Source organism: Amycolatopsis sp. NPDC051045 (genome assembly GCF_040682955.1).
Taxonomy (GTDB): Bacteria; Actinomycetota; Actinomycetes; order Mycobacteriales; family Pseudonocardiaceae; genus Amycolatopsis.
Genome location: NZ_JBFBCC010000005.1, coordinates 321355 through 342071 on the forward strand (window position 1 = coordinate 321355; position 20717 = coordinate 342071).

24 protein-coding genes and 3 pseudogenes are annotated in these 20717 nt (G+C 72.0%); 25 read left to right on the forward strand and 2 right to left on the reverse strand.

All coding sequences use genetic code 11. From position 1 onward, the window contains the following. Nucleotides 1-11 precede the first annotated feature (11 nt). From dnaJ to AB0M80_RS15370, 22 genes and pseudogenes are all read left to right on the forward strand, one after another. The gene (gene dnaJ / locus AB0M80_RS15265) at nt 12-1178 is read left to right on the forward strand and encodes a molecular chaperone DnaJ (RefSeq protein ID WP_364564250.1); all 1167 of its coding nucleotides are present in this window, start codon (nt 12-14) and stop codon (nt 1176-1178) included. Nucleotides 1179-1181: 3 nt separating this feature from the next. Continuing rightward, on the forward strand, nt 1182-1934 hold the full coding sequence (locus AB0M80_RS15270) for a 16S rRNA (uracil(1498)-N(3))-methyltransferase (RefSeq protein ID WP_364564252.1): 753 nt from the start codon (nt 1182-1184) through the stop codon (nt 1932-1934). Nucleotides 1935-2412: 478 nt separating this feature from the next. Next, nucleotides 2413-2781: a histidine triad nucleotide-binding protein gene (locus tag AB0M80_RS15275; RefSeq protein ID WP_364564255.1), complete on the forward strand. Its 369-nt coding sequence runs from the start codon at nt 2413-2415 to the stop codon at nt 2779-2781. A gap of 86 nt (nt 2782-2867) precedes the next feature. After that, a pseudogene (locus AB0M80_RS15280) lies at nt 2868-3608 on the forward strand (PhoH family protein); the annotation flags it as partial. Between the two features lie 351 nt (nt 3609-3959). After that, nucleotides 3960-4421, forward strand: a pseudogene (locus AB0M80_RS15285) (LAGLIDADG family homing endonuclease); the annotation flags it as partial. A 267-nt stretch (nt 4422-4688) separates the two neighbouring features. Beyond that, nucleotides 4689-5015 (forward strand): annotated as a pseudogene (locus AB0M80_RS15290) (PhoH family protein); the annotation flags it as partial. Continuing rightward, entirely contained in the window at nt 5012-5572 is a 561-nt protein-coding gene (gene ybeY, locus AB0M80_RS15295; RefSeq protein WP_364564258.1) for an rRNA maturation RNase YbeY, read from the forward strand. The pseudogene AB0M80_RS15290 and the gene ybeY, both read left to right, overlap by 4 nt. A 9-nt stretch (nt 5573-5581) precedes the next feature. After that, nucleotides 5582-6925: a hemolysin family protein gene (locus AB0M80_RS15300; protein WP_364564261.1), complete on the forward strand. Its 1344-nt coding sequence runs from the start codon at nt 5582-5584 to the stop codon at nt 6923-6925. Beyond that, nucleotides 6918-7256: a cytidine deaminase gene (locus tag AB0M80_RS15305; protein WP_364564263.1), complete on the forward strand. Its 339-nt coding sequence runs from the start codon at nt 6918-6920 to the stop codon at nt 7254-7256. The genes AB0M80_RS15300 and AB0M80_RS15305 overlap by 8 nt, the downstream gene beginning before the upstream one ends. Next, complete coding sequence (gene era, locus AB0M80_RS15310) at nt 7253-8149, forward strand: GTPase Era (protein WP_364564266.1); 897 nt, start codon at nt 7253-7255, stop codon at nt 8147-8149. Before AB0M80_RS15305 ends, era begins: the two co-directional genes overlap by 4 nt. A 189-nt stretch (nt 8150-8338) precedes the next feature. Continuing rightward, the gene (locus AB0M80_RS15315) at nt 8339-8707 is read left to right on the forward strand and encodes a CD225/dispanin family protein (RefSeq protein WP_364564269.1); all 369 of its coding nucleotides are present in this window, start codon (nt 8339-8341) and stop codon (nt 8705-8707) included. A 26-nt stretch (nt 8708-8733) separates the two neighbouring features. After that, nucleotides 8734-9081 (forward strand): CD225/dispanin family protein, encoded by a 348-nt coding sequence (locus AB0M80_RS15320; protein ID WP_364564271.1) that lies wholly within the window; start codon nt 8734-8736, stop codon nt 9079-9081. After that, nucleotides 9078-9533 (forward strand): DUF2752 domain-containing protein, encoded by a 456-nt coding sequence (locus tag AB0M80_RS15325; protein WP_364564274.1) that lies wholly within the window; start codon nt 9078-9080, stop codon nt 9531-9533. Before AB0M80_RS15320 ends, AB0M80_RS15325 begins: the two co-directional genes overlap by 4 nt. Nucleotides 9534-9716: 183 nt before the next feature. Next, nucleotides 9717-10802 carry an RDD family protein gene (locus AB0M80_RS15330; protein ID WP_364564277.1) on the forward strand — a complete coding sequence of 362 codons (1086 nt, stop codon included), beginning with the start codon at nt 9717-9719 and terminating at the stop codon, nt 10800-10802. A gap of 65 nt (nt 10803-10867) precedes the next feature. Further along, nucleotides 10868-11326, forward strand: coding sequence for a CD225/dispanin family protein (locus AB0M80_RS15335; protein ID WP_364564279.1), 459 nt, complete (start codon nt 10868-10870; stop codon nt 11324-11326). Nucleotides 11327-11390: 64 nt separating this feature from the next. After that, nucleotides 11391-12197: a DNA repair protein RecO gene (recO, locus tag AB0M80_RS15340; protein ID WP_364564282.1), complete on the forward strand. Its 807-nt coding sequence runs from the start codon at nt 11391-11393 to the stop codon at nt 12195-12197. A gap of 119 nt (nt 12198-12316) precedes the next feature. Then, nucleotides 12317-13129, forward strand: coding sequence for an isoprenyl transferase (locus tag AB0M80_RS15345; RefSeq protein WP_364564284.1), 813 nt, complete (start codon nt 12317-12319; stop codon nt 13127-13129). Continuing rightward, a complete protein-coding gene (locus tag AB0M80_RS15350; RefSeq protein ID WP_364564287.1) occupies nt 13126-13551 on the forward strand; it encodes a YbjN domain-containing protein in 426 nt (141 codons plus the stop codon). Before AB0M80_RS15345 ends, AB0M80_RS15350 begins: the two co-directional genes overlap by 4 nt. A 120-nt stretch (nt 13552-13671) precedes the next feature. After that, entirely contained in the window at nt 13672-14685 is a 1014-nt protein-coding gene (locus AB0M80_RS15355) for a permease (protein WP_364564290.1), read from the forward strand. Then, complete coding sequence (locus AB0M80_RS15360) at nt 14682-15401, forward strand: TIGR03943 family protein (RefSeq protein ID WP_364564293.1); 720 nt, start codon at nt 14682-14684, stop codon at nt 15399-15401. Before AB0M80_RS15355 ends, AB0M80_RS15360 begins: the two co-directional genes overlap by 4 nt. 45 nt (nt 15402-15446) lie before the next feature. Further along, on the forward strand, nt 15447-16271 hold the full coding sequence (locus AB0M80_RS15365) for an alpha/beta hydrolase (RefSeq protein ID WP_364564295.1): 825 nt from the start codon (nt 15447-15449) through the stop codon (nt 16269-16271). A gap of 9 nt (nt 16272-16280) precedes the next feature. After that, a complete protein-coding gene (locus AB0M80_RS15370; protein WP_364564298.1) occupies nt 16281-17108 on the forward strand; it encodes a helix-turn-helix domain-containing protein in 828 nt (275 codons plus the stop codon). A gap of 79 nt (nt 17109-17187) precedes the next feature. On the opposite strand, the gene AB0M80_RS15375 is transcribed toward AB0M80_RS15370, so the two are convergent. Next, complete coding sequence (locus AB0M80_RS15375) at nt 17188-17601, reverse strand: transcriptional repressor (protein ID WP_160703288.1); 414 nt, start codon at nt 17599-17601, stop codon at nt 17188-17190. Beyond that, a complete protein-coding gene (locus tag AB0M80_RS15380) occupies nt 17598-17966 on the reverse strand; it encodes a metalloregulator ArsR/SmtB family transcription factor (protein ID WP_364564779.1) in 369 nt (122 codons plus the stop codon). Before AB0M80_RS15380 ends, AB0M80_RS15375 begins: the two co-directional genes overlap by 4 nt. A 276-nt stretch (nt 17967-18242) precedes the next feature. On the opposite strand from AB0M80_RS15380, the gene AB0M80_RS15385 reads away from it, so the two are divergent. The 3 genes from AB0M80_RS15385 to AB0M80_RS15395 all read left to right on the forward strand — a co-directional run bounded on the left by AB0M80_RS15385 (nt 18243) and on the right by AB0M80_RS15395 (nt 20708). Beyond that, nucleotides 18243-19331: a hypothetical protein gene (locus AB0M80_RS15385; protein WP_364564300.1), complete on the forward strand. Its 1089-nt coding sequence runs from the start codon at nt 18243-18245 to the stop codon at nt 19329-19331. Then, entirely contained in the window at nt 19332-19973 is a 642-nt protein-coding gene (locus AB0M80_RS15390) for a class F sortase (RefSeq protein ID WP_364564302.1), read from the forward strand. A gap of 81 nt (nt 19974-20054) precedes the next feature. Then, nucleotides 20055-20708: a class F sortase gene (locus AB0M80_RS15395; RefSeq protein WP_364564305.1), complete on the forward strand. Its 654-nt coding sequence runs from the start codon at nt 20055-20057 to the stop codon at nt 20706-20708. Nucleotides 20709-20717 lie beyond the last annotated feature (9 nt).

The following is a 20717-nucleotide window of genomic DNA, read 5'->3' on the forward strand; positions in this document are numbered from 1 at the left end:
AAGCAGAGACGGTGGCGAGGGACTACTACGGCATCCTCGGGGTGGCCAAGAACGCGAGCGATCAGGAGATCAAGCGCGCGTACCGGAAGCTGGCCCGGGAGCTGCACCCCGACGTCAACCCGTCGGACGACGCCCAGCACAAGTTCGCCGAGGTCACGACGGCCTACGAGGTGCTGTCCGACCCGCAGAAGCGCAAGATCGTCGACCTCGGCGGCGACCCGATGGACGGCGGCGCGCGCGGCGGGGGCGGCGGCGACCCGTTCGGCGGCTTCGGCGGCCTCGGCGACATCATGGACGCCTTCTTCGGCGCGGCCGGTGGGGGTGGCGGCCGCGGCCGCGGACCCCGCAGCCGTGTCCAGCCCGGCTCCGACGCCCTCATCCGCCTCGGCCTCACCCTCGAGGAGTGCGCCACCGGGGTCGACAAGGAAATCGTCGTCGACACCGCCATCGTCTGCGACCTCTGCCGCGGCGCGGGCACCAGCGAGGGCACCTCGGTCAAGACCTGCGACACCTGCGGCGGCGCCGGCGAAGTCCAATCGGTCCAGCGGTCCTTCCTCGGCCAGGTCGTCACCGCCCGCCCCTGCCCGGTCTGCCGCGGCTTCGGCGAGGTCATCCCCGACCCCTGCCGCCAGTGCGGCGGCGACGGCCGCATCCGCGCCCGCCGCAACGTCACCGCCAAGATCCCGCCGGGCGTCGGCGACGGCATGCGCATCCGCCTGTCCGGCCAGGGCGAGGTCGGCCCCGGCGGCGGCCCGGCGGGCGACCTGTACGTCGAGATCGACGAGACCCCGCACGAGGTCTTCGTCCGCCAGGGCCACGACCTGCACTGCAACTTCCGCATCCCGATGACCACGGCCGCCCTCGGCGCCACGGTGCCGATCTCGACCCTCGTCGACGGCGACTACGAACTCGACGTCGAACCGGGCACCCAGCCCAACGCCGAGCTCGTCCTCACCGGCAAGGGCATGCCGCGGCTGCGGTCCTCCGGCCGCGTCGACGGCCGCGGCGACCTGCACGTCCACATCGACGTCGTCGTCCCGACCAAGCTCGACGACGCCCAGCGCGAACTCCTCGTCGAGCTCGCCCAGCAGCGCGGCGAAGAGGTCCCCACGCTGGCGTCCAACGGCACCAAGCACGGCGGGCTGTTCGCCAAGCTCCGCGCCAAGAACCACCGCTGACCCGTGCCCGACACCACGCTGCCGGTCTTCCTCGCCCCGTCGGTCCCGGCGTCGGGGCGCGCGGTCCTCGACGGCGAGGAAGCCCGGCACGCGGCCACCGTCCGCCGCCTCCGCGCCGGCGAGCGGCTCGTCCTGTCCGACGGCGCCGGCGCGATGGCCCGCTGCGTCGTCGACGCCGTCCAGGCCGGCCGGGACCCGCTGCTGACGTTGTCGGTCGAGGAGCGCTGGACCGAAGAACCGCCCGCCCTGCGGGTCCTGGTGGCGCAGGCGCTGGCCAAGGGCGACCGCGGCGAACTCGCCGTCGAACTCGCCACCGAGGCCGGCGTCGACGCGATCGTGCCCTGGCGGGCAGCCCGCAGCGTGGCCAAGTGGGAGGACGGCAGCCGCGGCGAGAAGGCCCTCGCCCGCTGGCGGGCCACCGCCCGCGCGGCCGCCAAGCAGGCCCGCCGCGCGCACGTCCCGGACGTCACCGAGCCGGTCACCACGGGCGAGCTGGCCGGGCTGGTGGCCACGATGTCGCTGGCCATCGTGCTGGAGTCCGACGTCCCCGACCGGCTCACCGACCTTCCGCTGCCCGACACCGGCGACATCCTCCTGGTCGTGGGGCCCGAGGGCGGTGTCACGGACGAGGAACTCCGCACGCTTCGAGATGCGGGTGCACGAGCCGTCCGCCTCGGGACGACCGTCCTGCGGACGTCCACCGCCGCGGTGGTCGCCCTGGGTGCGCTTGGAGCCCTCACCCCTCGCTGGCAGTGAGATCACCCAAAAAACCGGGCGAATTTTGCGCCCAGTTATGGCGCGATCACGCTCCGACCGGTTACTCTCGTTTACTAACGCACCACTCTTCGTTTCAGTGCGCCACTGGGAAGACAGACTCCGCCGGGCACCTCCCCCCTCGGTCCGGCGGCCGCCGCGGTCGCGGTGAGGCGACCCCCAGGCTTCACCGCCACCGCGGCATCTCCCGCTCGCTTCGCTCGCTGTCGTGCCGGGTTTGGTTTCGTTGTGTCTTTCTGGGGGTCGAACCCCCAGAACCCCGCCGGGGCTCGCCCCGGACCCCCGCCGGGGCTCGCCCCGGACCCCCGCCGGGGCTCGCCCCGGACCCCCGCCGTTTGGGCGTCTTCCTCGTTCTCGACAGCGTGTGAGGGTTCACGTGTTGCGGTTGGCGTGTTGCGGGGTGACGTGTTGCGGGGTGACGTGTTGCGGGGTGCGGGTTGCGGGTCGATAGGGTGCTTCTATGAGCGAGACTGGTGGCGATGCCCTCTTCGAACGGATCATTGGGGGGGAGATTCCCGCCGATGTCGTCCATCAGGATGAGACCACCTTTGCCTTCCGGGATATTCGGCCTCAGGCGCGGGTGCACGTGCTCGTTGTGCCGCGGAAGCGGTACCGGAACCTTGCGGAGCTCGCCGCCGGTGATCCGCAGCTGCTGGCCGACGTTGTCGCCGCCGCTCGGAAGGTGGCTGAGCTCGAGGGGATCCTCGAGAGCGGGTATCGGGTCGTCTTCAACACCGATGAGGACGCCGGGCAGACCGTCTTCCACGTTCACGCCCATGTTCTGGGCGGGGAGCCGCTGGGGTTGTTCGGGGCTCCGGAGCAGGACTAGGGAAACCTGCCTGCGTCTTGTCGGGGTGTGCCAGTAGCATCGGTGGGGTCCGTAGTCCCTCACCGAGAAAGCAGGGCCGAGGCCACGTGGCCGGAACCGCACCGGGTGGAGCCGCCCGACCCGACGTCCCCGGGGACGTCCCCAAGACCGAGGATGCCGCCGCCCAGGCGGCCCAGTCCCGGTTCCCCATCCCCGACGCCGCCGCCCTCAGCCTGCTCGGCTCCCGCGACGAGAACCTGCGCGTCGCCGAGGAACTCCTCGCCGCCGACGTGCACGTGCGCGGCAACGAGGTCACCCTGACCGGCACCCCCGCCGACGTCGCGTTCGCCGAACGCGTCTTCGCCGAGCTCGTGCAGCTCGCCACCGGCGGCCAGCAGGTCGGACCCGACACCGTCCGCCGCACCGTCGGCATGCTCTCCACCGGAGACGCCTCCCCGGCCGAGGTGCTGAGCCTCAACATCGTCTCGCGCCGCGGCAAGACCATCCGGCCCAAGACGCTCAACCAGAAGCGCTACGTCGACGCCATCGACAAGCACACCGTCGTCTTCGGCATCGGCCCCGCCGGCACCGGCAAGACCTACCTCGCCATGGCCAAGGCCGTCCAGGCGCTGCAGGCCAAGCAGGTCACCCGCATCGTGCTGACCCGCCCGGCCGTCGAAGCCGGCGAGCGCCTCGGCTACCTGCCCGGCACGCTCAACGAGAAGATCGACCCCTACCTGCGGCCGCTCTACGACGCGCTGCACGACATGGTCGAACCCGAGTCCATCCCGCGGCTCATGCAGGCCGGCACCATCGAGATCGCGCCGCTCGCCTACATGCGGGGCCGGGCGCAACCGACGTCCACGCCGGTGCTCACGCCGGACGGCTGGCGTCCCATCGGCGAGCTGCAGGTCGGCGACCTGGTCATCGGGTCGAGCGGCGAGCCCACCCCCGTCCTGGGCGTGTACCCGCAGGGCGAGAAGGACATCTACCGTGTCACGGCGAGCGACGGCTCCTCGACGCTCTGCTGCGGTGAGCACCTTTGGACGGTCAGGACCGCGTCCGACAAACGTCGCAACAAGCCGTGGCGCGTCCTCGAGACCAAGGAAATGATCGGCAAGCTCCGGGCCGCTCACGCCCGCCGCTACGAACTGCCGATGCTGACAGCGCCGGTGTGCCACCCCGAGCGCGAAGTCCCGATGGACCCCTACGCGCTGGGGCTTCTGCTCGGCGACGGCTGCCTGACCGGCGCCACGACCCCGAGCTTCGCCACCGAAGACCCGGAGCTGGCGCTCGCCCTCGAGCTGGCGTTGCCCGGCGTGTCCGTACGGCACAAGGGCGGGGTCGACTACATCCTGAACCGCGTCCGGCAACCGGGTGACGTCATCACCCTGGAGAACCCGGTCACCGGCGCTCTGCGCGCGCTGGACCTGATCGGAACCCGCTCCCACACCAAGTTCGTGCCGGAGGTCTACCTCCGGAACTCCGCCGACGTCCGGCTCGCTGTCCTGCAGGGGCTCCTGGACTCGGACGGCGGGCCGGTCACGCAGCTCGCCCGCACCTGCCGCATCCAGTACACGACGACGTCGTCGCGGCTCAAGGACGACGTCATCCGCTTGGTGCAGTCGCTCGGTGGGGTCGCCTACACCCGCCGCCGCGTCGCGCTGGGCCGCAAGCCCGGCCGGGCCAAGGGACGCGACGTCGGCTACCGGCACGACGCCCACGTCCTCGAGATCCGGCTGCCCGCGGAGATCGAGCCGTTCCGCCTGACCCGCAAGCGGCTGAAGTACCGCGAAGCCGGTGGCGGCGGACGTCCGATGCGGTTCGTCGAGAGCATCGAACCGGCCGGACGCGCCGAGGCGGTGTGCATCCAGGTCGCGGCCGCCGACTCGCTGTACGTCACCGAGGATCACCTGCTGACGCACAACACCCTGAATGACGCCTTCATCATCCTCGACGAGGCCCAGAACACCACGCCCGAGCAGATGAAGATGTTCCTCACCCGCCTCGGCTTCGGCTCCAAGATCGTCGTCACCGGCGACATCACCCAGGTCGACCTGCCCAGCGGGCAGCGCAGCGGGCTCCGCGTCGTCCGCGACATCCTGACCGGCGTCGAGGACCTCCACTTCGCCGAGCTCACCAGCCAGGACGTCGTCCGGCACCGGCTCGTCGCGAACATCGTCGACGCCTACGAGAAGTGGCAGGCCGTGCAGGACGCCCAGCAGAACGACGGCTGGAAAGGCAACCGGCGTTGAGCATCGAAATCGCCAACGAGTCCGGCGTCGACGTCGACGAGACGTCCATCGTCTCGGCCGCCCGCTACGCCCTCGACAAGATGGAGGTCAGCCCGCTCGCCGAGCTGTCCATCCTCCTCGTCACCCTCGACGTCATGGAAGACCTGCACGAACGCTGGATGGACCTCCCCGGCCCCACCGACGTCATGGCCTTCCCGATGGACGAGCTCGATTCCTCCCGCCGCCCCGACGCGCCCGACGCGTCACCGGCGCTGCTCGGGGACATCGTGCTCTGCCCGGCGTTCGCCAAGGACCAGGCCAAGACCGCGGGCCACGCCCTGATCGACGAGCTGCACCTGCTCACCGTGCACGGCGTGCTCCACCTCCTCGGCTACGACCACGCCGAACCCGCCGAGGAACGCGAGATGTTCGCCCTCCAGAAGCGCATCCTCGGCGAGTACCAGGACGCCGTCGCCGCACTGGAGAAGCGGGACGCCCAGCGCAACACCGACGACCGCGTCCTCGGCATCGCCGGGCTCGACGCCGCCGCCGAACCACCTGCCGGGGAAACGCCCTAGGCGCCAGCCATGGAACAGCTCCTCTTCGCGATCGCGCTCGTTCTCCTGGCGGGCGTGTTCGCGGCGGCCGACGCCGCGATCAGCACCGTGTCGCAAGCCCGGGCCGAAGGCCTCGAGCGGCTCGGGCTGCCCGGCGCCCGCCACCTGGCCGCCGTCGTCGCCGAGCGCCGTCGTCACATCAACCTGCTGCTCCTGCTCCGGCTCGGCTGCGAACTCACCGCCACCGTGCTGGTCACCGTGTTCGTCGGCACCCGCCTCGAGCCGCTCGGCCTCGCCGTGCTGGTCGCCGCGGTCGTGATGGTCATCGTCAGCTACGTCCTCATCGGGGTCGGCCCGCGCACCCTCGGCCGCCAGCACCCCTACCGCATCGGCCGCTACGTCGCCGGGCCCGTCCGCGTCCTGGGGTCCGTCCTCGGCCCGCTGTCCCGGCTGCTCATCCTCATCGGTAACGCCATCACCCCCGGCCAGGGCTTCCGGGAAGGCCCGTTCACCTCCGAGGTCGAGCTGCGCGAGCTCGTCGACCTCGCCCAGGAACGCGGCGTCGTCGAGGACTCCGAACGCGAGATGATCCACTCGGTGTTCGAGCTCGGTGACACCGTCGCCCGCGAGGTCATGGTGCCGCGCACCGAGATCGTCTGGATCGAGCGCACCAAGACCGTCCGGCAAGCACTGGCGCTCGCGCTGCGCACCGGGTTCACCCGGCTGCCGGTGATCGACGAGTCCGTCGACGACATCGTCGGCGTCGCCAACATCAAGGACCTCATGATCGGCTACCTCGACCCCGACGGGCCGAGCACGGTGGTCGGCTCCGTGATGAACTCGGCCTCCTTCGTCCCCGACTCCAAGCGGCTCGACGAGCTGCTCAAGGAGATGCAGCGTTCGCACAACCACATGGCGATCGCCGTCGACGAGTACGGCGGCACGGCGGGCCTGCTCACCATCGAAGACGTCCTCGAGGAGATCGTCGGCGAGATCACCGACGAGTCCGACGCCGACGAACGCCCCGAGGTCGAGGAGCTCGACGACGGCGCCGTCCGCGTGTCGTCCCGGATGAGCGTCGACGACCTGGGCGGACTGTTCGGCATCGACCTCGAAGACCACGACGTGGAGACCGTGGGCGGGCTGCTCGCGGAACGACTGGGTAGGGTCCCGCTGCCGGGGGCCGAAGCCGAGGTCGCCGGCCTTCGGCTGTTCGCCGAAGGGGGCAAGGACCGGCGCGGCCGCATGCGGATCACCTCCGTGGTCGTGCACCCGGCCAACGCCGAAGCGATGACGGACCCCGTCGACCGGACGCGCCGCCGCACGCGCCTGCCCCACCCCGATGAACGCGACAGGAGCGTCGAACATGCCTGACCTCGAGGCCGAGGACCGGAAGCTGGTCACGCTGGCCCGGTCCTCGCGCGCCCGCATCCAGGCTCCCGAGGGGGCCGCGGTCCGCGACACCGACGGCCGCACGTACGCCGCCGGCACGGTCGACCAGCCGTCCTTCCAGCTCACCGCGCTCCAGGCCGCGGTCGCCGCCGCGCTCTCCAGCGGTGCGGAGGGCATCGAGGCCGCCGCCGTCGTCACCGGCGAAGGGCTGCTCAAGGGCGCGTCCGTGCACGCCGTCCGCGACATCGCGAAGTACGCGCCGATCATCCTCGCCGACCCGGACGGCGAAGTCCTCGAGGTGCGCACCCGATGACCGAGCACCGTTCCGGCTTCGCCTGCTTCGTCGGCCGGCCCAACGCCGGCAAGTCGACGCTGACCAACGCCCTCGTCGGCACCAAGGTCGCGATCACCTCCAGCAAGCCGCAGACCACCCGGCACGCGATCCGCGGCATCGTCCACCGCGAGGACGCCCAGCTCATCCTCATCGACACCCCCGGCCTGCACCGCCCGCGGACGCTGCTCGGCGAGCGGCTCAACGACATCGTGCACACCACCTGGTCCGAAGTGGACGTCGTGGGCCTCTGCGTGCCGGCGAACGAGAAGATCGGGCCCGGCGACAAGTTCATCGCCGCCGAGCTCCAGAAGATCGCCAAGCGCACTCCTGTCCTCGGCATCGTCACCAAGACCGACCTCGTCCAGCCCCAGCAGGTCGCCGAGCAGCTGCTCGCCCTGCAGAAGGTGATGGACTTCGCCGAGCTGATCCCGGTGTCCGCAGTGGACGGGTTCCAAGTGGACGCGCTCGCGAACCTGCTCGTCGGGAAGCTGCCCGAGGGACCGCAGCTCTACCCCGGCGGCGAGCTCACCGACGAACCCGAGCAGACCCTGGTCGCCGAACTGATCCGCGAGGCGGCGCTGGAAGGCGTCCGTGACGAGCTGCCGCACTCGATCGCCGTCACCGTCGAGGAAATGCTGCCCCGCGAAGGCCGCGACGACCTCATCGACGTGCACGCGTTCCTGTACGTGGAACGGCCCAGCCAGAAGGGCATCATCCTGGGGCACAAGGGCGAACGGCTGCGCGAGGTCGGCGCCGCCGCCCGCAAGAACATCGAGGCGCTGCTCGGCTCGAAGGTCTACCTGGACCTGCACATCAAGGTGGCCAAGGAGTGGCAGCGCGACCCCCGTCAGCTGCGCCGGCTCGGCTTCTGACCGGGATCTTCGCCGGACGGGGGAGAAACAGCCGAATTCCTGGTCTCGATTCGGTCGCGGCGGGAGCAATCCCCGGACGAGCGGCTGCCCCGCCCCCTACAGTCGCGGCTTCGACCACACCGCGGCCGGTCGGGGCGGCAGCGGATCCGGTGGTCGTCTCTGGAGTACGACGAAGGGGAACAACCGATCATGACCGACAGCCAGGGCATGCCCAACTACCCCGGCGACCAGCCGAACCAGCCCGGCGGGCAGCCGAACTACCCCGGCGGGCAGCCGGGTGGCTACCAGCCGGGCCCGCCCCCGAGCAACTACCTCGTGTGGGCGATCCTCACCACGATCCTCTGCTGCCTCCCGTTCGGCATCGTGTCGATCGTGAAGTCCACCCAGGTCAACAGCCTGTGGGCGCAGGGCCAGACCGCCGCCGCCCAGGAGGCGGCCAACGCCGCCAAGAAGTGGGCGATCATCGCCGCGATCGTCGGTGTCGCGCTCAACGTGCTGGCGATCATCCTCTTCACCGCGGGTGTCTTCAGCATGCAGACGACCACGTCGCCGTACTGACGTAGCCGAGCAGTAGGAGGATCCCGGTGACCGACCAGTACCCGCCGCCCTACCCGCCCCCGGGCGGGCCGGGTTACGGCTACGGCTACCCGCCGCCGAACTACGGGCCACCGCCGGACAACAACATGGTGTGGGCGATCCTGAGCACGGTGCTCTGCTGCCTGCCCCTGGGCGTGGTCGCGATCGTGAAGTCCAGCCAGGTGCAGTCGCTGTGGTTCCAGGGTTTCCACGCCGAGGCGCAGAAGGCCGCGGACGACGCCCGCAAGTGGGCGATGTGGTCGGCCATTTCGCTCGGGATCCTCCTGCTGCTCTACGTGATCTTCTTCGTCCTGCTGACGGTGATCGGCATCTCCTCGGTGGGCTGGCGGCCGTGACCGCGACGACTGTCTACACGGGAGTCCCGGCCCGTGGCGCCAAGGAGAAGCTGCGGGCGCTCGCCCCGCCGCTCGCGGTCGTGGCCGGGCTCGGCGTGTGCTGCGTGGCCGTCTGGGTCGGCGATCCGACCACCCCCGGCGGGTTCCTGCCCGTCTGCCCGACCAAGGCGCTGCTCGGCATCGACTGCCCGGGCTGCGGCGGCATGCGGATGGCCTACAGCCTGATGCACGGCAACATTCCCGCGGCCCTGCACTACAACGCCGTGTCGTTCGGCTTCATGCTGCTGTTCGCGTGGAGCATGGCCGCGTGGACCGTCGGGCGCCTGCGCGGCCGCGCGATGAACAGCTGGCTGCACTGGCGCTGGACACCGCTGGCGTTTTCGATCGTGTTCGTCGTCTGGTTCGTCATCCGCAACCTCCCGTTCGCCCCGTTCACGGGCCTGCGCGTCTGATCTCCGGCCGTCGGGAACCGGTGCGTCACGCACCGCGTCGGACCGGCGTGCGGTTCACCCGGACAGCTGAAGCCTGGGCGGCACGGCCGAAGGTGAACCGAGTACGCTCCCGCGGACCGCGCCGTACATCGGGACGGTTCCGCACGGGGCGTGCGGCGAAGTGACCATCGAGGGGGAGACCCAATGACCGATCCCTACGGTCAGCAGTCCTTCGGGCAGCAGCCCGGTGGCCAGCAGCCGTTCGGGCAGCCGCAGCCGGGGCAGGCGCCGTTCGGGCAGCCCGCGCCCTACGGCCAGCAGGCTCCGTTCGGGCAGCAGGCTCCGTTCGGCCAGCAGGGCAACCCCTTCGGCCCGCCGCGGAACTACGCGAGCTGGGGACAGCGCGCCCTCGGCTGGCTCATCGACTTCGGCCCCATCGTCCTGCTGTACCTGATCCTGACCCCCCTCGCCTTCGCCGGGGGCGACGCCTTCTCGATGCTCGCCGTGATCGGCGGGCTCGCGTGGATCGGCTGGTGCGTCTACAACCGGTGGATCCAGCAGGGCAACACCGGGCAGTCGCTCGGCAAGCGGGTCGCGAAGATCAAGCTCGTCCGCGAGGACACCGGGCAGCCGGTCGGCCCCGGCATGGCGTTCGTGCGCGATCTCGCCCACTTCGTCGACAACATCATCTGCTACGTCGGCTGGCTCTGGCCGCTGTGGGACGACAAGAGCCAGACCCTCGCCGACAAGATCATCGGCACGGTCGTGGTCAACGCCGACGACGCGGCGGCCGCGCCGTTCGGCCAGCCCGGCGTGGGTCAGCCGGGCGCGCAGCCGTTCGCCGGCGGCTACCCGCCGGCGGGGCAGCAGCCGGGCCAGTTCGGCCAGCCGCCGTCCGGTGGCTTCCCGCAGCAGCCCGCTTCCGGTGGTTTCCCCCAGCAGCCGCAGTCCGGTGGTTTCGAGCAGCAGCCCGCGCCGGGTGGCTTCGGTCAGCCTCAGCCGGGCGGATTCGGCCAGCCGCCGTCCTCCGGCGGCTTCGCGCAGCCCCCGCAGCCGGGTGGCTTCGGGCAGCAGCCGCCGACCCCGCCGCCGGGTGGCGCCGCCTTCGACGAGCAGGCGGAGCGCACCCAGATGCTCCGCCCGGGTTCCGAGGGTGGAAGCGCTTTCGACGAGCAGGCCGAGCGCACCCAGATGCTGCGTCCGGACGCCCATGGCGAGCCCGAGGCGACCCAGAAGATCCAGCCCGGCCAGTTCGGGCAGCCGCCGCACGACCAGCCGCCGCAGCGCTGATCCGGTTTCCGCACCACCGCCGGGGTCGCCCGGCGGAAGTTCACGAGTAGTTGGGGTAGAAGTTCATGACCAATCCCTACGGGCAGCAGCAGCCCTACGGCCAGCAGCCGCAGCAGCCCGGCTACGGCCCGCCGTCCGGCGGTGTGCCCGCGCCCTACGGCCAGCCCGCGCCGTACGGGCAGGCGCCGTACGGCCAGCCTGCGCCGTACGGGCAGCCGCCCACCGGCGGCTACGGCGCCCCCGGGTACGGCATGCCCGGTGGTGGCGACATCAACCAGATCAAGGACTACAAGGGCTGGGCGATCGCCTCGCTCTTCCTCGGGGGCCTCATCCTGGGCATCTTCGCCATCATGAAGTCCAACGAGGTCGGCACGTACAAGATGCAGGGCAACTACATGATGGCGGAGCAGGCGTCGCGGACGACCAAGACGCTCTGCCTGGTGTCCTCGATCCTGGGCGGTTTCGGCTGCGTCTTGTTCCTGTTCGCGTTCCTGGTCCCGCTGATCGTGTACGGCGTCTCCTGAGGCCGCGGTCGCCGAACCCGGGCCGGTCCACCCCGGCGTCGCCCCGAAGTGGGACGATGTCGGGGTGGTGAACCTCTACCGCGACACCGGGGTGGTGTTGCGCACGCACAAGCTGGGTGAGGCCGACCGGATCGTCACCCTGCTGACCCGGCGGCACGGCAAGGTCCGCGCCGTCGCGAAGGGCGTGCGACGCACCTCGTCGCGCTTCGGGGCCCGGTTGGAGCCGTTCGGCCACGTCGACGTGCAGTTCTACACCGGACGGACCCTCGACGTCATCACCCAGGTCGAGACCGTCGACGCGTTCGCGCTGCCGCTGGTCGCCGACTACCCGCGCTACACCGCGGCCAGTGCGATCGCCGAAACCGCGGACCGGCTTTCGGCCGAAGAGGGCGAGCCGGTGCTCAAGCTGTACCTCCTCGTCGTCGGCGCGCTGCGGTCGCTCGCTGCGGGGGAGCGGGACGCCTCCCTCGTGCTCGACGCCTTCTTCCTCCGCGCGATGTCCTACGCCGGCTGGGCGCCCGCGCTCACCGAATGCGCCCGCTGTGGCCTGCCGGGCCCGCACAAGGCGTTCAGCATCGCCGCGGGCGGCTCGATGTGCCAGGAGTGCCGGATCCCCGGCTGCGTGCACCCCGCACCCGAGGTCCTGGACCTGCTCATCGCCCTCCTGCACGGCGAATGGCCGCTGGCCGAGTCGACCCTGCCCGGCACCCGCCGCGACGCGAGCGGCCTGGTCGCGGCGCACCTGCAGTGGCACCTGGAGCGACAGCTGAGGTCGCTGCCCCTGGTCGAGCGACGCGCCCGCGAGGCGACGGTGACATCCGGGGCTCCGCCCCGGGCCGGGGGCTCCGCCACCCGGACCCCCGAAAGATAGGTGACATCCGGGGCTCCGCCCCGGGCCGGGGGCTCCGCCACCCGAACCCCCGAAAGATAGGTGGTGTCCGGGCAGTAGGGTCGGGCCTGATCGGTTTCACCCATCCAGGGAGGCTCGCAGTGCTGCGCAGGGGACGCGAGAACAGGGCGTCGCGATCCGAGCTGCGGGCCCCGGATCCGCACCCGTCCGGCGCCAAGCCGCCGGAGATCCCGCGCGAGCTGGTGCCCAAGCACGTCGCGCTGGTCATGGACGGCAACGGCCGCTGGGCCAACCAGCGCGGCCTGCCGCGGATCGAGGGCCACAAGCGCGGCGAAGCGGTGATGATCGACGTCGCCAGCGGAGCGGTCGAGCTCGGCGTCAAGTGGCTCTCGGTGTACGCGTTCTCGACCGAGAACTGGAAGCGCAGCCCCGAAGAGGTGCGGTTCCTGATGGGCTTCAACCGCGACACCATCCGCCGCCAGGTCGACTACCTCGGCTCGATCGGCGTGCGCATCCGCTGGGCGGGGCGGCGGCCGAAGCTGTGGGCGTCGGTGATCAAGGAGCTGCAGGCGGCCGAGGAGAAGACCAAGCACAACACGGCGCTGAACATGACCATGTGCGTCAACTACGGCGGCCGCGCGGAGCTGGGTGACGCGATGCAGCGGATCGCGCGCGACGTCGCCGACGGGAAGCTGAACCCGGACAAGGTGAACGAGAAGACGATCGGCAAGTACCTCTACCAGCCGGACATGCCGGACGTGGACCTGTTCCTGCGGCCCTCGGGCGAGCAGCGGACGTCGAACTTCCTGCTGTGGCAGTCGGCCTACGCCGAGATGGTCTACCAGGACACGCTGTTCCCGGACTTCGACCGGACCCACCTGTGGCGGGCCTGCCTGGAATTCGCGAAGCGGGATCGCCGCTTCGGCGGCGCCGTCGACCAGGCGTCGTCATGAGCGCGACCGAAGCGGCCGAAACCGCGGAGCTGCTGACGCAGGCGAAGAGCGCTCTCGAGCGCTTCCTCGAGGTCCACGTCGACGACGACGGCGCGCTGACCTTCTCCCACGGCGGCGTCCCGTGCGTGATCCAGGCGACCCGGCTCGGCGAGGGCCTCACGGTGCTCACCCTGACGTGCGTGGTCGGCTGGGACCTGGCGGACGCGCCCGAACTGTCGATCGCCGTCGCCGAGCGGGCGGGGCAGGGTCTGTTCGGGACGCTCGGCATCGGGCACTCGGACAACGGCGTGGACGTGACGCTGCGGTACGCGTTCCCGGCGGCCGGGCTGGACGCGGCGGCGCTCGGCACGTTGCTGATGCTCGTGGTGTCGACGGCCTCGCAGCTGCGGACCGATCTGCCCGGAATCGTCCCCGGCGACTGACCCGTCCGGGGTGGACATCCGGTCGCGAACGGAAGATCGGTGGCCGAAACGGACCGTGATCCTCCGTTCGCGGACCGTGCGGGTCTCGTCGTGCCGGACCGGCCTGGCATCATCGCCGTCGTGAACATCGTTTCCGACACCGAGGCCGAGCCCGGCCGGCGTACGCGCCGGTTCCGGATCAGCTCGGTCGAAGTGCTGTGCGCGATCCTGCTGATCGCGATCCTCGGTCAGGGCTGGCTGCAGCAGCTGTTCGACGTGCCCGCGCTGCGCACCGGCTCCACCGTGTTCGTCGCCGTCTGCGTGCAGGCCCTGCCGTTCCTCGTGCTGGGGGTGCTGATCAGCGGGGCCATCGCCGCGTTCGTGCCCGCCCGCGTGCTGGAGAAGGTGCTGCCCCGCCGAGCCGGTGCGGCCGTCGGCGTCGCCGGGCTGGCCGGAGTCGCGCTGCCGGGCTGTGAGTGTGCTTCGGTGCCGGTGGCGCGGCGGCTGATGGGGCAGGGCGTGGCCCCGGCCGCGGCGCTGACGTTCCTGCTCGCGGCGCCGGCGGTGAACCCGGTGGTGCTGGTGGCCACCGCGGTCGCGTTCCCCGGCCGGCCGGAGATGGTGCTGGCGCGGTTCGCCGGTTCGCTGGCCACCGCGATGGTGATGGGCTGGCTGTGGGCCCGCTGGGGCAAGCTCGAGTGGATCACTTCGCGTGCGCTCCGCCGTCTTCCGGACGTGGCCGGCGGGCAGCGGTGGCGCGTGTTCGCCGAGACCGCGCGGACCGACCTGGTCGAGGCGGGCGGCTTCCTGGTGCTGGGTGCGCTGATTTCGTCGGCGCTGAACGTGCTGGTGCCGGCGAAGTGGTTCGGGGTGCTGGGCGACCAGCTCGTGCTGGGTGTGGTGGTGATGGCGGTGCTCGCGGTGGTGCTGGCGCTGTGCAGCGAGGCGGACGCGTTCGTCGCGGCGTCGCTGACGGCGTTGCCGCTGCTGCCGAAGCTGGTGTTCCTGGTCGTCGGCCCGGCGGTGGACGTCAAGCTGTTCGCCCTGCAGGCGGGCACGTTCGGCCGGTCGTTCGCGGTGCGGTTCGCCCCCGTGACGTTCGTGGTGGCGGTGGCCTGCGCGATCGGGGCCGGATTCCTGGTGGGGGTCGTGTGAAACGGGAAACCCAGAACATCCTGCTCATCCTGCTCGGCGGGGCGCTGGTCAAGATCGCGGTCAACGGCGACTACCTGCGGTACGTCAAACCGGCGCAGCAGCCGTGGATCATCGCGGGCGGCGCGGTGATGGTGCTGCTGGGCGCGGTCGCGATCGTGCGCGACCTCGTGGCGGCGCGGACGGCCGTGCCGTCCGGCCACGACGGCCACTCGCACTCGGCCCGACCGGCCTGGTTGCTGCTGGTGCCGGTGCTGGCGGTGTTCCTGGTCGCTCCACCGGCGCTGGGCGCCGACTCGGTGATCCGCACCGAAGCCCGGGTCCCGGCGAGCGCGGCGGCGGCCAACGCAGTGGCGTTCCCTCCGCTGCCGGCGGGGAACGTGGTGCCGTTGACGGTGAACGAGTTCGTCAGCCGCGCGGGCTGGGACAAAGGGGGCACGCTCGACGGCCGCACGGTTTCGCTGACCGGCTTCGTCGTGCACACCGAGGGCAGCACGCTGCTGGCCCGCCTGGTGATCAGCTGCTGCGCGGCGGACGCGTTCCCGGTGACGGTCCGCCTCCGCGGCGGCGAAGCCGACCACCTCGCGAGCGACGCCTGGATCCGGGTGACGGGCCAGGTGGTCCCGGGCACGGCGACGAAGACCAACAGCTACACACCGGACTTCACCCCGGCTTCGGTGACCACGGTCCCCGCCCCGAAGGACCCGTACGAGTACTGACATTCGTCCAAGACGGCCGGCCGGCCGAGCCCTACCGTCCGGCGTATGGGTGTTCACGACAGTACGTACGCGCAGGGGATGCACGTGGTCCACGACGGTCCGCGGCAGGCGCCGCCCCTGGTGCTCCTCCACGGGTCGGGTGCTTCGAGCGCTTTCTGGGGTCCGGTGGCCGGCGTCCTCGCCGGCCGCCACCACGTCATCCGGGTCGACCTCCCGGGGTGCGGCCAATCCCCGCCCGCGCCGTCGTACGCGGTGCCCGGGCAAGCCGCCCGCGTCGCCGCGCTGCTCGACGACCTCGGGCTGCGGCAGGTCGCGGTGGCCGGGCACTCCAGCGGCGGCTTCGTCGCGACGTCGCTCGCGGAACAACGCCCCGACCTGGTGCGGTCGCTGACGCTGGTCAGCACCGGCCCGAGCCTCGGCGCGCTCCTGCCGCAGCCGGGGCTCGTCCGGGCCCTGCTGGCCCCGCCGCTCGGTCCGCTCCTCTGGTCGCTGCGCTCGGATGCGGTGATCCGCAAGGGAATCCAGGCGACGACCGCGCGCCCGGTAACCGTCCCGGACGACGCGGTCGCCGATCTGAAGAACATCGCCTACCGCACGTTCCGGAAGATCCTGCGCGACCACACCGCGTACGTCGCCGAGCGGAGCGTCCCCGCTCGTCTCGCCGGTCTCGGCCGGCCCGTGCTGGTGGTCTTCGGCGCCGCGGACCCCCGCTGGGATCCGCGGTCGGCCCACGAGTACGACGCGGTGCCGGGCGCCCGCGTCGAACTGCTCCCCGGCGTCGGGCACATCCCCCTCTTCGAAGCTCCCGAGCCGACCAGCGACCTCATGCTGCGTTTCTTGGCGGCCGCCGAAGACACCGCGCCCGCCTAAGCTGCGTACGTGACCGGTTGGACGTGGGCGGACGTGGACGTCGCCGTGCCGCGCCCGGAGAGCCGGCTGCCGGGGGTCGCGATGGCCGGGTTCCGCCAGCGGGTCCGCGGGAGCGCGGCCATCGCGATGGTCGCGCACCCGTCCGTGGCGCTGTTCCTCGACTTGAGCGAGACCGGCGGCCTCCTCCGCGAGGCCGCCGGGACGTCCCGGCACGGCAGCTTCGTCGCCGGGCTCCTCCCGGGCGGCCTCCGGACCGGCGGGCGCGAGGGCGAGTGCCTCCAGATCCGGTTGTCCCCGGCGGTCGCGACCGCAGTGCTCGGTGCTTCGGCCGAGCTCACCGGCACGGTGGCCACCCTGGAGGAGGTCTGGGGACGCGACGCCGGGCGAACCGAAGAGCGGTTGCGCGCGGCCCCGACCTGGGACGAACGCTTCGCCATCACGGCGGACGTCCTCGCCCGCCGCATGGCGGCGGCGCCGCGGGTGGAGCCGGAGGTCGCCCACGCGTGGCGCCGGACGCTGGCCGCCCGCGGCCGGGTGCGGATCGACGGCCTGGCCGAGGAGGTCGGCTGGAGCCGCAAACGCCTGTGGTCCCGCTTCCGCGCGCAGCTCGGTCTCACACCCAAACGTGCGGCCCAGCTGGTCCGGTTCGACCACGCGGCTCACCTCCTGGCGGCGGGCCACCCGGCAGCGACGGTCGCCGCCCGAAGCGGCTACGCGGACCAGTCCCACCTCCACCGGGAGTCGAAGGCGATCGCGGGCCTGACCCCGGCCGCACTGGCCACGGCCCCGTGGCTGGCCATCGACGAAATCGCCTGGCCCGCGGCACCGCGAACCTGAGCGCAGCCGTGTCGTCCGTTCAAGTACGCGAGCCGGCCGTTCAGGTACGCGAGCCGGCCGTCGGGGTACGCCCGCCGGGTCAGTGCTCGGCGCAGGTGCCGGTGATCTCCACCGTGTGGGAGATCTCCGAAAAGCCGTGCTCGGCCGCGATCTTCTCCGCCCAGCGCTCGACCGCCGGGCCCTCGACCTCGACCGTGCGGCCGCACAGGCGGCACACCAGGTGATGGTGGTGGTGCGCCGAACAGCGGCGGTAGATCGCCTCGCCGGAGTCCGTGCGCAGCACGTCGATCTCGCCGGCCTCCGACAGGGACTGCAGGGTGCGGTACACCGTCGTCAGGCCGATGCCGTCGCCGCGTTTGCGCAGCTCGTCGTGCAGTTCCTGGGCGGAGCGGAAGTCGTCGACCGTGCTCAGCAGCTCGACGACCGCGGCCCGCTGCCGGGTCGATCGGCGCCCGGGCACCGGGGCCTGGCTACGCGACGCGGCGGGGTTCATGGCTTTCCTTCCTGCACGTGGGCGACGGCGTCGACGACGATGTGCGCCAGGTGGTCGTCGGCGAGCCGGTAGACGACCTCGCGGCCGCGCCGCTCGCCCTGGACCACCCCGGCCGTCTTCAGCACCCGCAGGTGCTGGCTGATCAGCGGCTGTGCGACGTCGAGGGCGTCGACCAGCTCGTGCACGCACCGGTCGGCCGCCCGCAGCTGCAGCACGATCGCGATCCGGACCGGCGCCGCCAGCGCGCGCAGCAGGTCGCCCGCGTCGGTCAGCACCGACGGCGAGGGGTGGGCCGGCGCCGCCGGGGACGCCGGGGGACACTCCGCGAGCCCCGGCTGGGCGCCACTCCCGGTCACCGTCGCCATTACCGCCTCCACGCTGCTCGTCGCACCGCCCGCGACCATGAATTCCGTAGTCATTGCCGATAACGGTCCCGCCCATCCTAGTGTTCCCTCGTCCGGGAGCCCCGCCTCGGCGCCGAGCTGCGAAGTACGGCCGGTCGTGTTACCCCGTTCGGGTGAGTTCGTGGGATATTGGCTCTGCGGCTTCGCATGGGGTGGCCGACGGTGCAAGGTGATTGCGGAGCGTTTCGTCGCCTTTTCCTACGTCGGCGACCCGCCCGAGCAGAGCAGTGGGGAGACATGAGGCGTTTCGTGACGAAGGCGGCCGCGCTGACGGCCGTGGTGTTCCCGCTGGTCGGAGCCGGTGTCGCCGGGGCGCAGACGCAGGCGGTCGACGAGAAGGCGGGCCCGGTCTCGTTCGCGAACATCGCTTCGGTGCGGATCGGGGACGAGGGCCAGCGCGGGGGCGCCCTGATCACCGAAACGCAGCGTTCGCCGCTGCTGCCCGGCCAGTCGAAGCTCGGCCCGGAACGCGTCTCGGTCCCCAAGGACGACGGCGAACGCGCCACCTTCGGCGGGCACTACCAGATCGACCTCGGCCGCTACAGCGCGTCACAGAACCCGTACCCGCCGGGCATCGCGAGCCGGGACCACAACGTCTTCGCCGCGTTGCAGGCCACCACCGTGCCCACCGCCACCGCGGAGACCAACTACGCGCTGCGGGACAACTGGCAGGGCGGCACCAAGCCGGCCGACAACACCGTGCTCGTGCTGGAAGGCGCCAAGACCACGGTGGACTGCACCGGCCCGGCCAAGCTCTCCGGCACCTCGTCGGTGGCCCGGCTGTGGGTGCGCCAGGCCGGCGGCGCGCTCGGCATCGTCCCGGTGCCCGGCGGCAACGCCGGTCTCCAGCTGAAGAACCTGCGGCTCGGCCCGCCCGGTGACATCACCAACGCCGACCGGGCGACCACGGTCTCCGACCTCAAACTGACCCGCGTCGCCGCGTTCGACCAGCTGATCCGCCAGGACGGCTGGCGCGGGGGCGACTTCACCGCCGTCGCCGGCTGGCGGGTCGAGATCACCACCCACGTCAAGGACGCCCAGGGTGTCGCGCTGCAGGACGTGCGGACCGGCATCGTCCTCGGCGGGGTCAGCTGCTCGGTGCCGAAGGGGTTCGTCGCGAAGGCCGCCGCCCCCGCGGGCGGCCCGACGGCCACGCAGGCCGCGGTGCCGACGCAGGTCCCGGCCGGCTACCTGGGCGCGGCCGCGCCCACCACCGACGGTGACGGCTCCCGCGTTCCGCTCGGCCTCGGCCTGCTCTTCGGCGGGGTGTTCTTCGCGGCGGTCGCCCTGCTGCTGGGCAGGCGGCGCAGGACCGGGACGGGCTAGGTGCTGCGCACCGCGCTGGCCGCCGTCTCGGCGGCGCTGGCCGTGGCCGCCTTCGCGGCCGGGATCGTCGTGCTGACCTGGCTGCCGCCGTCCACCACGCCGATGGCGGCGGCACCCCCGCCCGGCGCGCTGCCGGGGGAGAACGCGGCCCCCGCCGTGCTCCCCGCGGACAGCCAGTCCGCCGCGCAGCAGCGGCCGGGCACGGTCCGGCTGCCCGGCGGCGCCACCGCCCGCCTGGTCCGCACCGAACTCACCGGCACCGGCGTGCTGCCGATCCCGCGCGGCCTCGGCGACGCCGCCTGGTGGGGCGCCAAGCTGGGCGCGGCCCGCGGCGCGGCGCTGCTGTCCGGGCACGTGAACTGGGAGGGGCGGCGTGGGCCGTTCGACGAGCTGTGGCGGATGCGCGACGGCGACGAGGTCAGCGTCGTCGACGCGCGTGGCGGCCGGTGGGTCTACCGCGTCGACGACGTCGTCACGCTGCCGAAGGAGACGCTGCCGTCCCAGGCCGCCCGGTGGTTCGGGCAGGACGGCCCGCACCGGCTGGTGCTGGTGACCTGCGGGGGCGACTACGTCGGCGGCACCGAAGGCTACGACGAGAACCGCCTGGTCACGGCCACCCTGGTGACGCGCCCCACCGGCTGATCCACTTTCGGTGCAACCTCCGCCGCCGCTCGCGGCATGCCTGTCTGTGCACTGGCCACGACAGCGAAGGAGCACAAGCACATGCAGGAGCGGAACCCGGCGGAGCCGAAGAAGGGCTCCGGCCGCTGGTGGATCGTCGGCGTCGCCGGGGCGTTCGTGGTCGCGGCGCTGGTCGCGACCCTGCTGGTGTTCACCGGAAAGGATGAACCCGCCGTCGCGAACGGCACGGGTGCGCCCGTAGCGGCCGCGAACCAGCCGGCGCCGCAGAGCACCCGGCAGGACACCGGCAGCGACCCCGCGCAGCTGTCCCTGCCCGGGGGCGGCACCGCGAAGCTGATCCAGGAGGACCTGGACGCCGCGGGCGCGCTGAAGATCCCGGAGGGACTCGACGAGGCCGCCTGGTGGGGGTCCAGGCTGGGCGCCGACCACGGCGTCGCGCTGCTGTCCGGGCACGTGAACTGGAAGGGCAAGAAGGGCCCGTTCAACGAACTCTGGCAGGTCAAGCCGGGGCAGGAGGTCAAGCTGACCGACGCCGCGGGCGGCCACTGGGTCTACCGGATCGATGCCGCGGAGACCGTGCACAAGTCGGAACTCGCCGGCCGGTCCGAGCAGCTGTTCGATCCGGACGGGCCGCACAAGCTGCTGCTGGTCACCTGCGGCGGCGAGTACGTCGGCGGCAGCGAGGGGTACGAGGACAACCGCGTCGTGACCGCGTCGCTGGTGACGCGGCCGTAGGCTCACCTG

Excerpts from the sequence above, each read along its gene's own strand:
- AB0M80_RS15275 (WP_364564255.1), top strand. The coding sequence starts at position 2,413 with ATGAGCGAGACTGGTGGCGATGCCCTCTTCGAACGGATCATTGGGGGG.
- AB0M80_RS15300 (WP_364564261.1), top strand. The coding sequence starts at position 5,582 with ATGGAACAGCTCCTCTTCGCGATCGCGCTCGTTCTCCTGGCGGGCGTG.
- AB0M80_RS15305 (WP_364564263.1), top strand. The coding sequence starts at position 6,918 with ATGCCTGACCTCGAGGCCGAGGACCGGAAGCTGGTCACGCTGGCCCGG.
- era (WP_364564266.1), top strand. The coding sequence starts at position 7,253 with ATGACCGAGCACCGTTCCGGCTTCGCCTGCTTCGTCGGCCGGCCCAAC.
- AB0M80_RS15315 (WP_364564269.1), top strand. The coding sequence starts at position 8,339 with ATGACCGACAGCCAGGGCATGCCCAACTACCCCGGCGACCAGCCGAAC.
- AB0M80_RS15330 (WP_364564277.1), top strand. The coding sequence starts at position 9,717 with ATGACCGATCCCTACGGTCAGCAGTCCTTCGGGCAGCAGCCCGGTGGC.
- AB0M80_RS15335 (WP_364564279.1), top strand. The coding sequence starts at position 10,868 with ATGACCAATCCCTACGGGCAGCAGCAGCCCTACGGCCAGCAGCCGCAG.
- AB0M80_RS15350 (WP_364564287.1), top strand. The coding sequence starts at position 13,126 with ATGAGCGCGACCGAAGCGGCCGAAACCGCGGAGCTGCTGACGCAGGCG.
- AB0M80_RS15365 (WP_364564295.1), top strand. The coding sequence starts at position 15,447 with ATGGGTGTTCACGACAGTACGTACGCGCAGGGGATGCACGTGGTCCAC.
- AB0M80_RS15375 (WP_160703288.1), bottom strand. The coding sequence starts at position 17,601 with ATGAACCCCGCCGCGTCGCGTAGCCAGGCCCCGGTGCCCGGGCGCCGA.
- AB0M80_RS15380 (WP_364564779.1), bottom strand. The coding sequence starts at position 17,966 with ATGGCGACGGTGACCGGGAGTGGCGCCCAGCCGGGGCTCGCGGAGTGT.
- AB0M80_RS15385 (WP_364564300.1), top strand. The coding sequence starts at position 18,243 with ATGAGGCGTTTCGTGACGAAGGCGGCCGCGCTGACGGCCGTGGTGTTC.
- AB0M80_RS15395 (WP_364564305.1), top strand. The coding sequence starts at position 20,055 with ATGCAGGAGCGGAACCCGGCGGAGCCGAAGAAGGGCTCCGGCCGCTGG.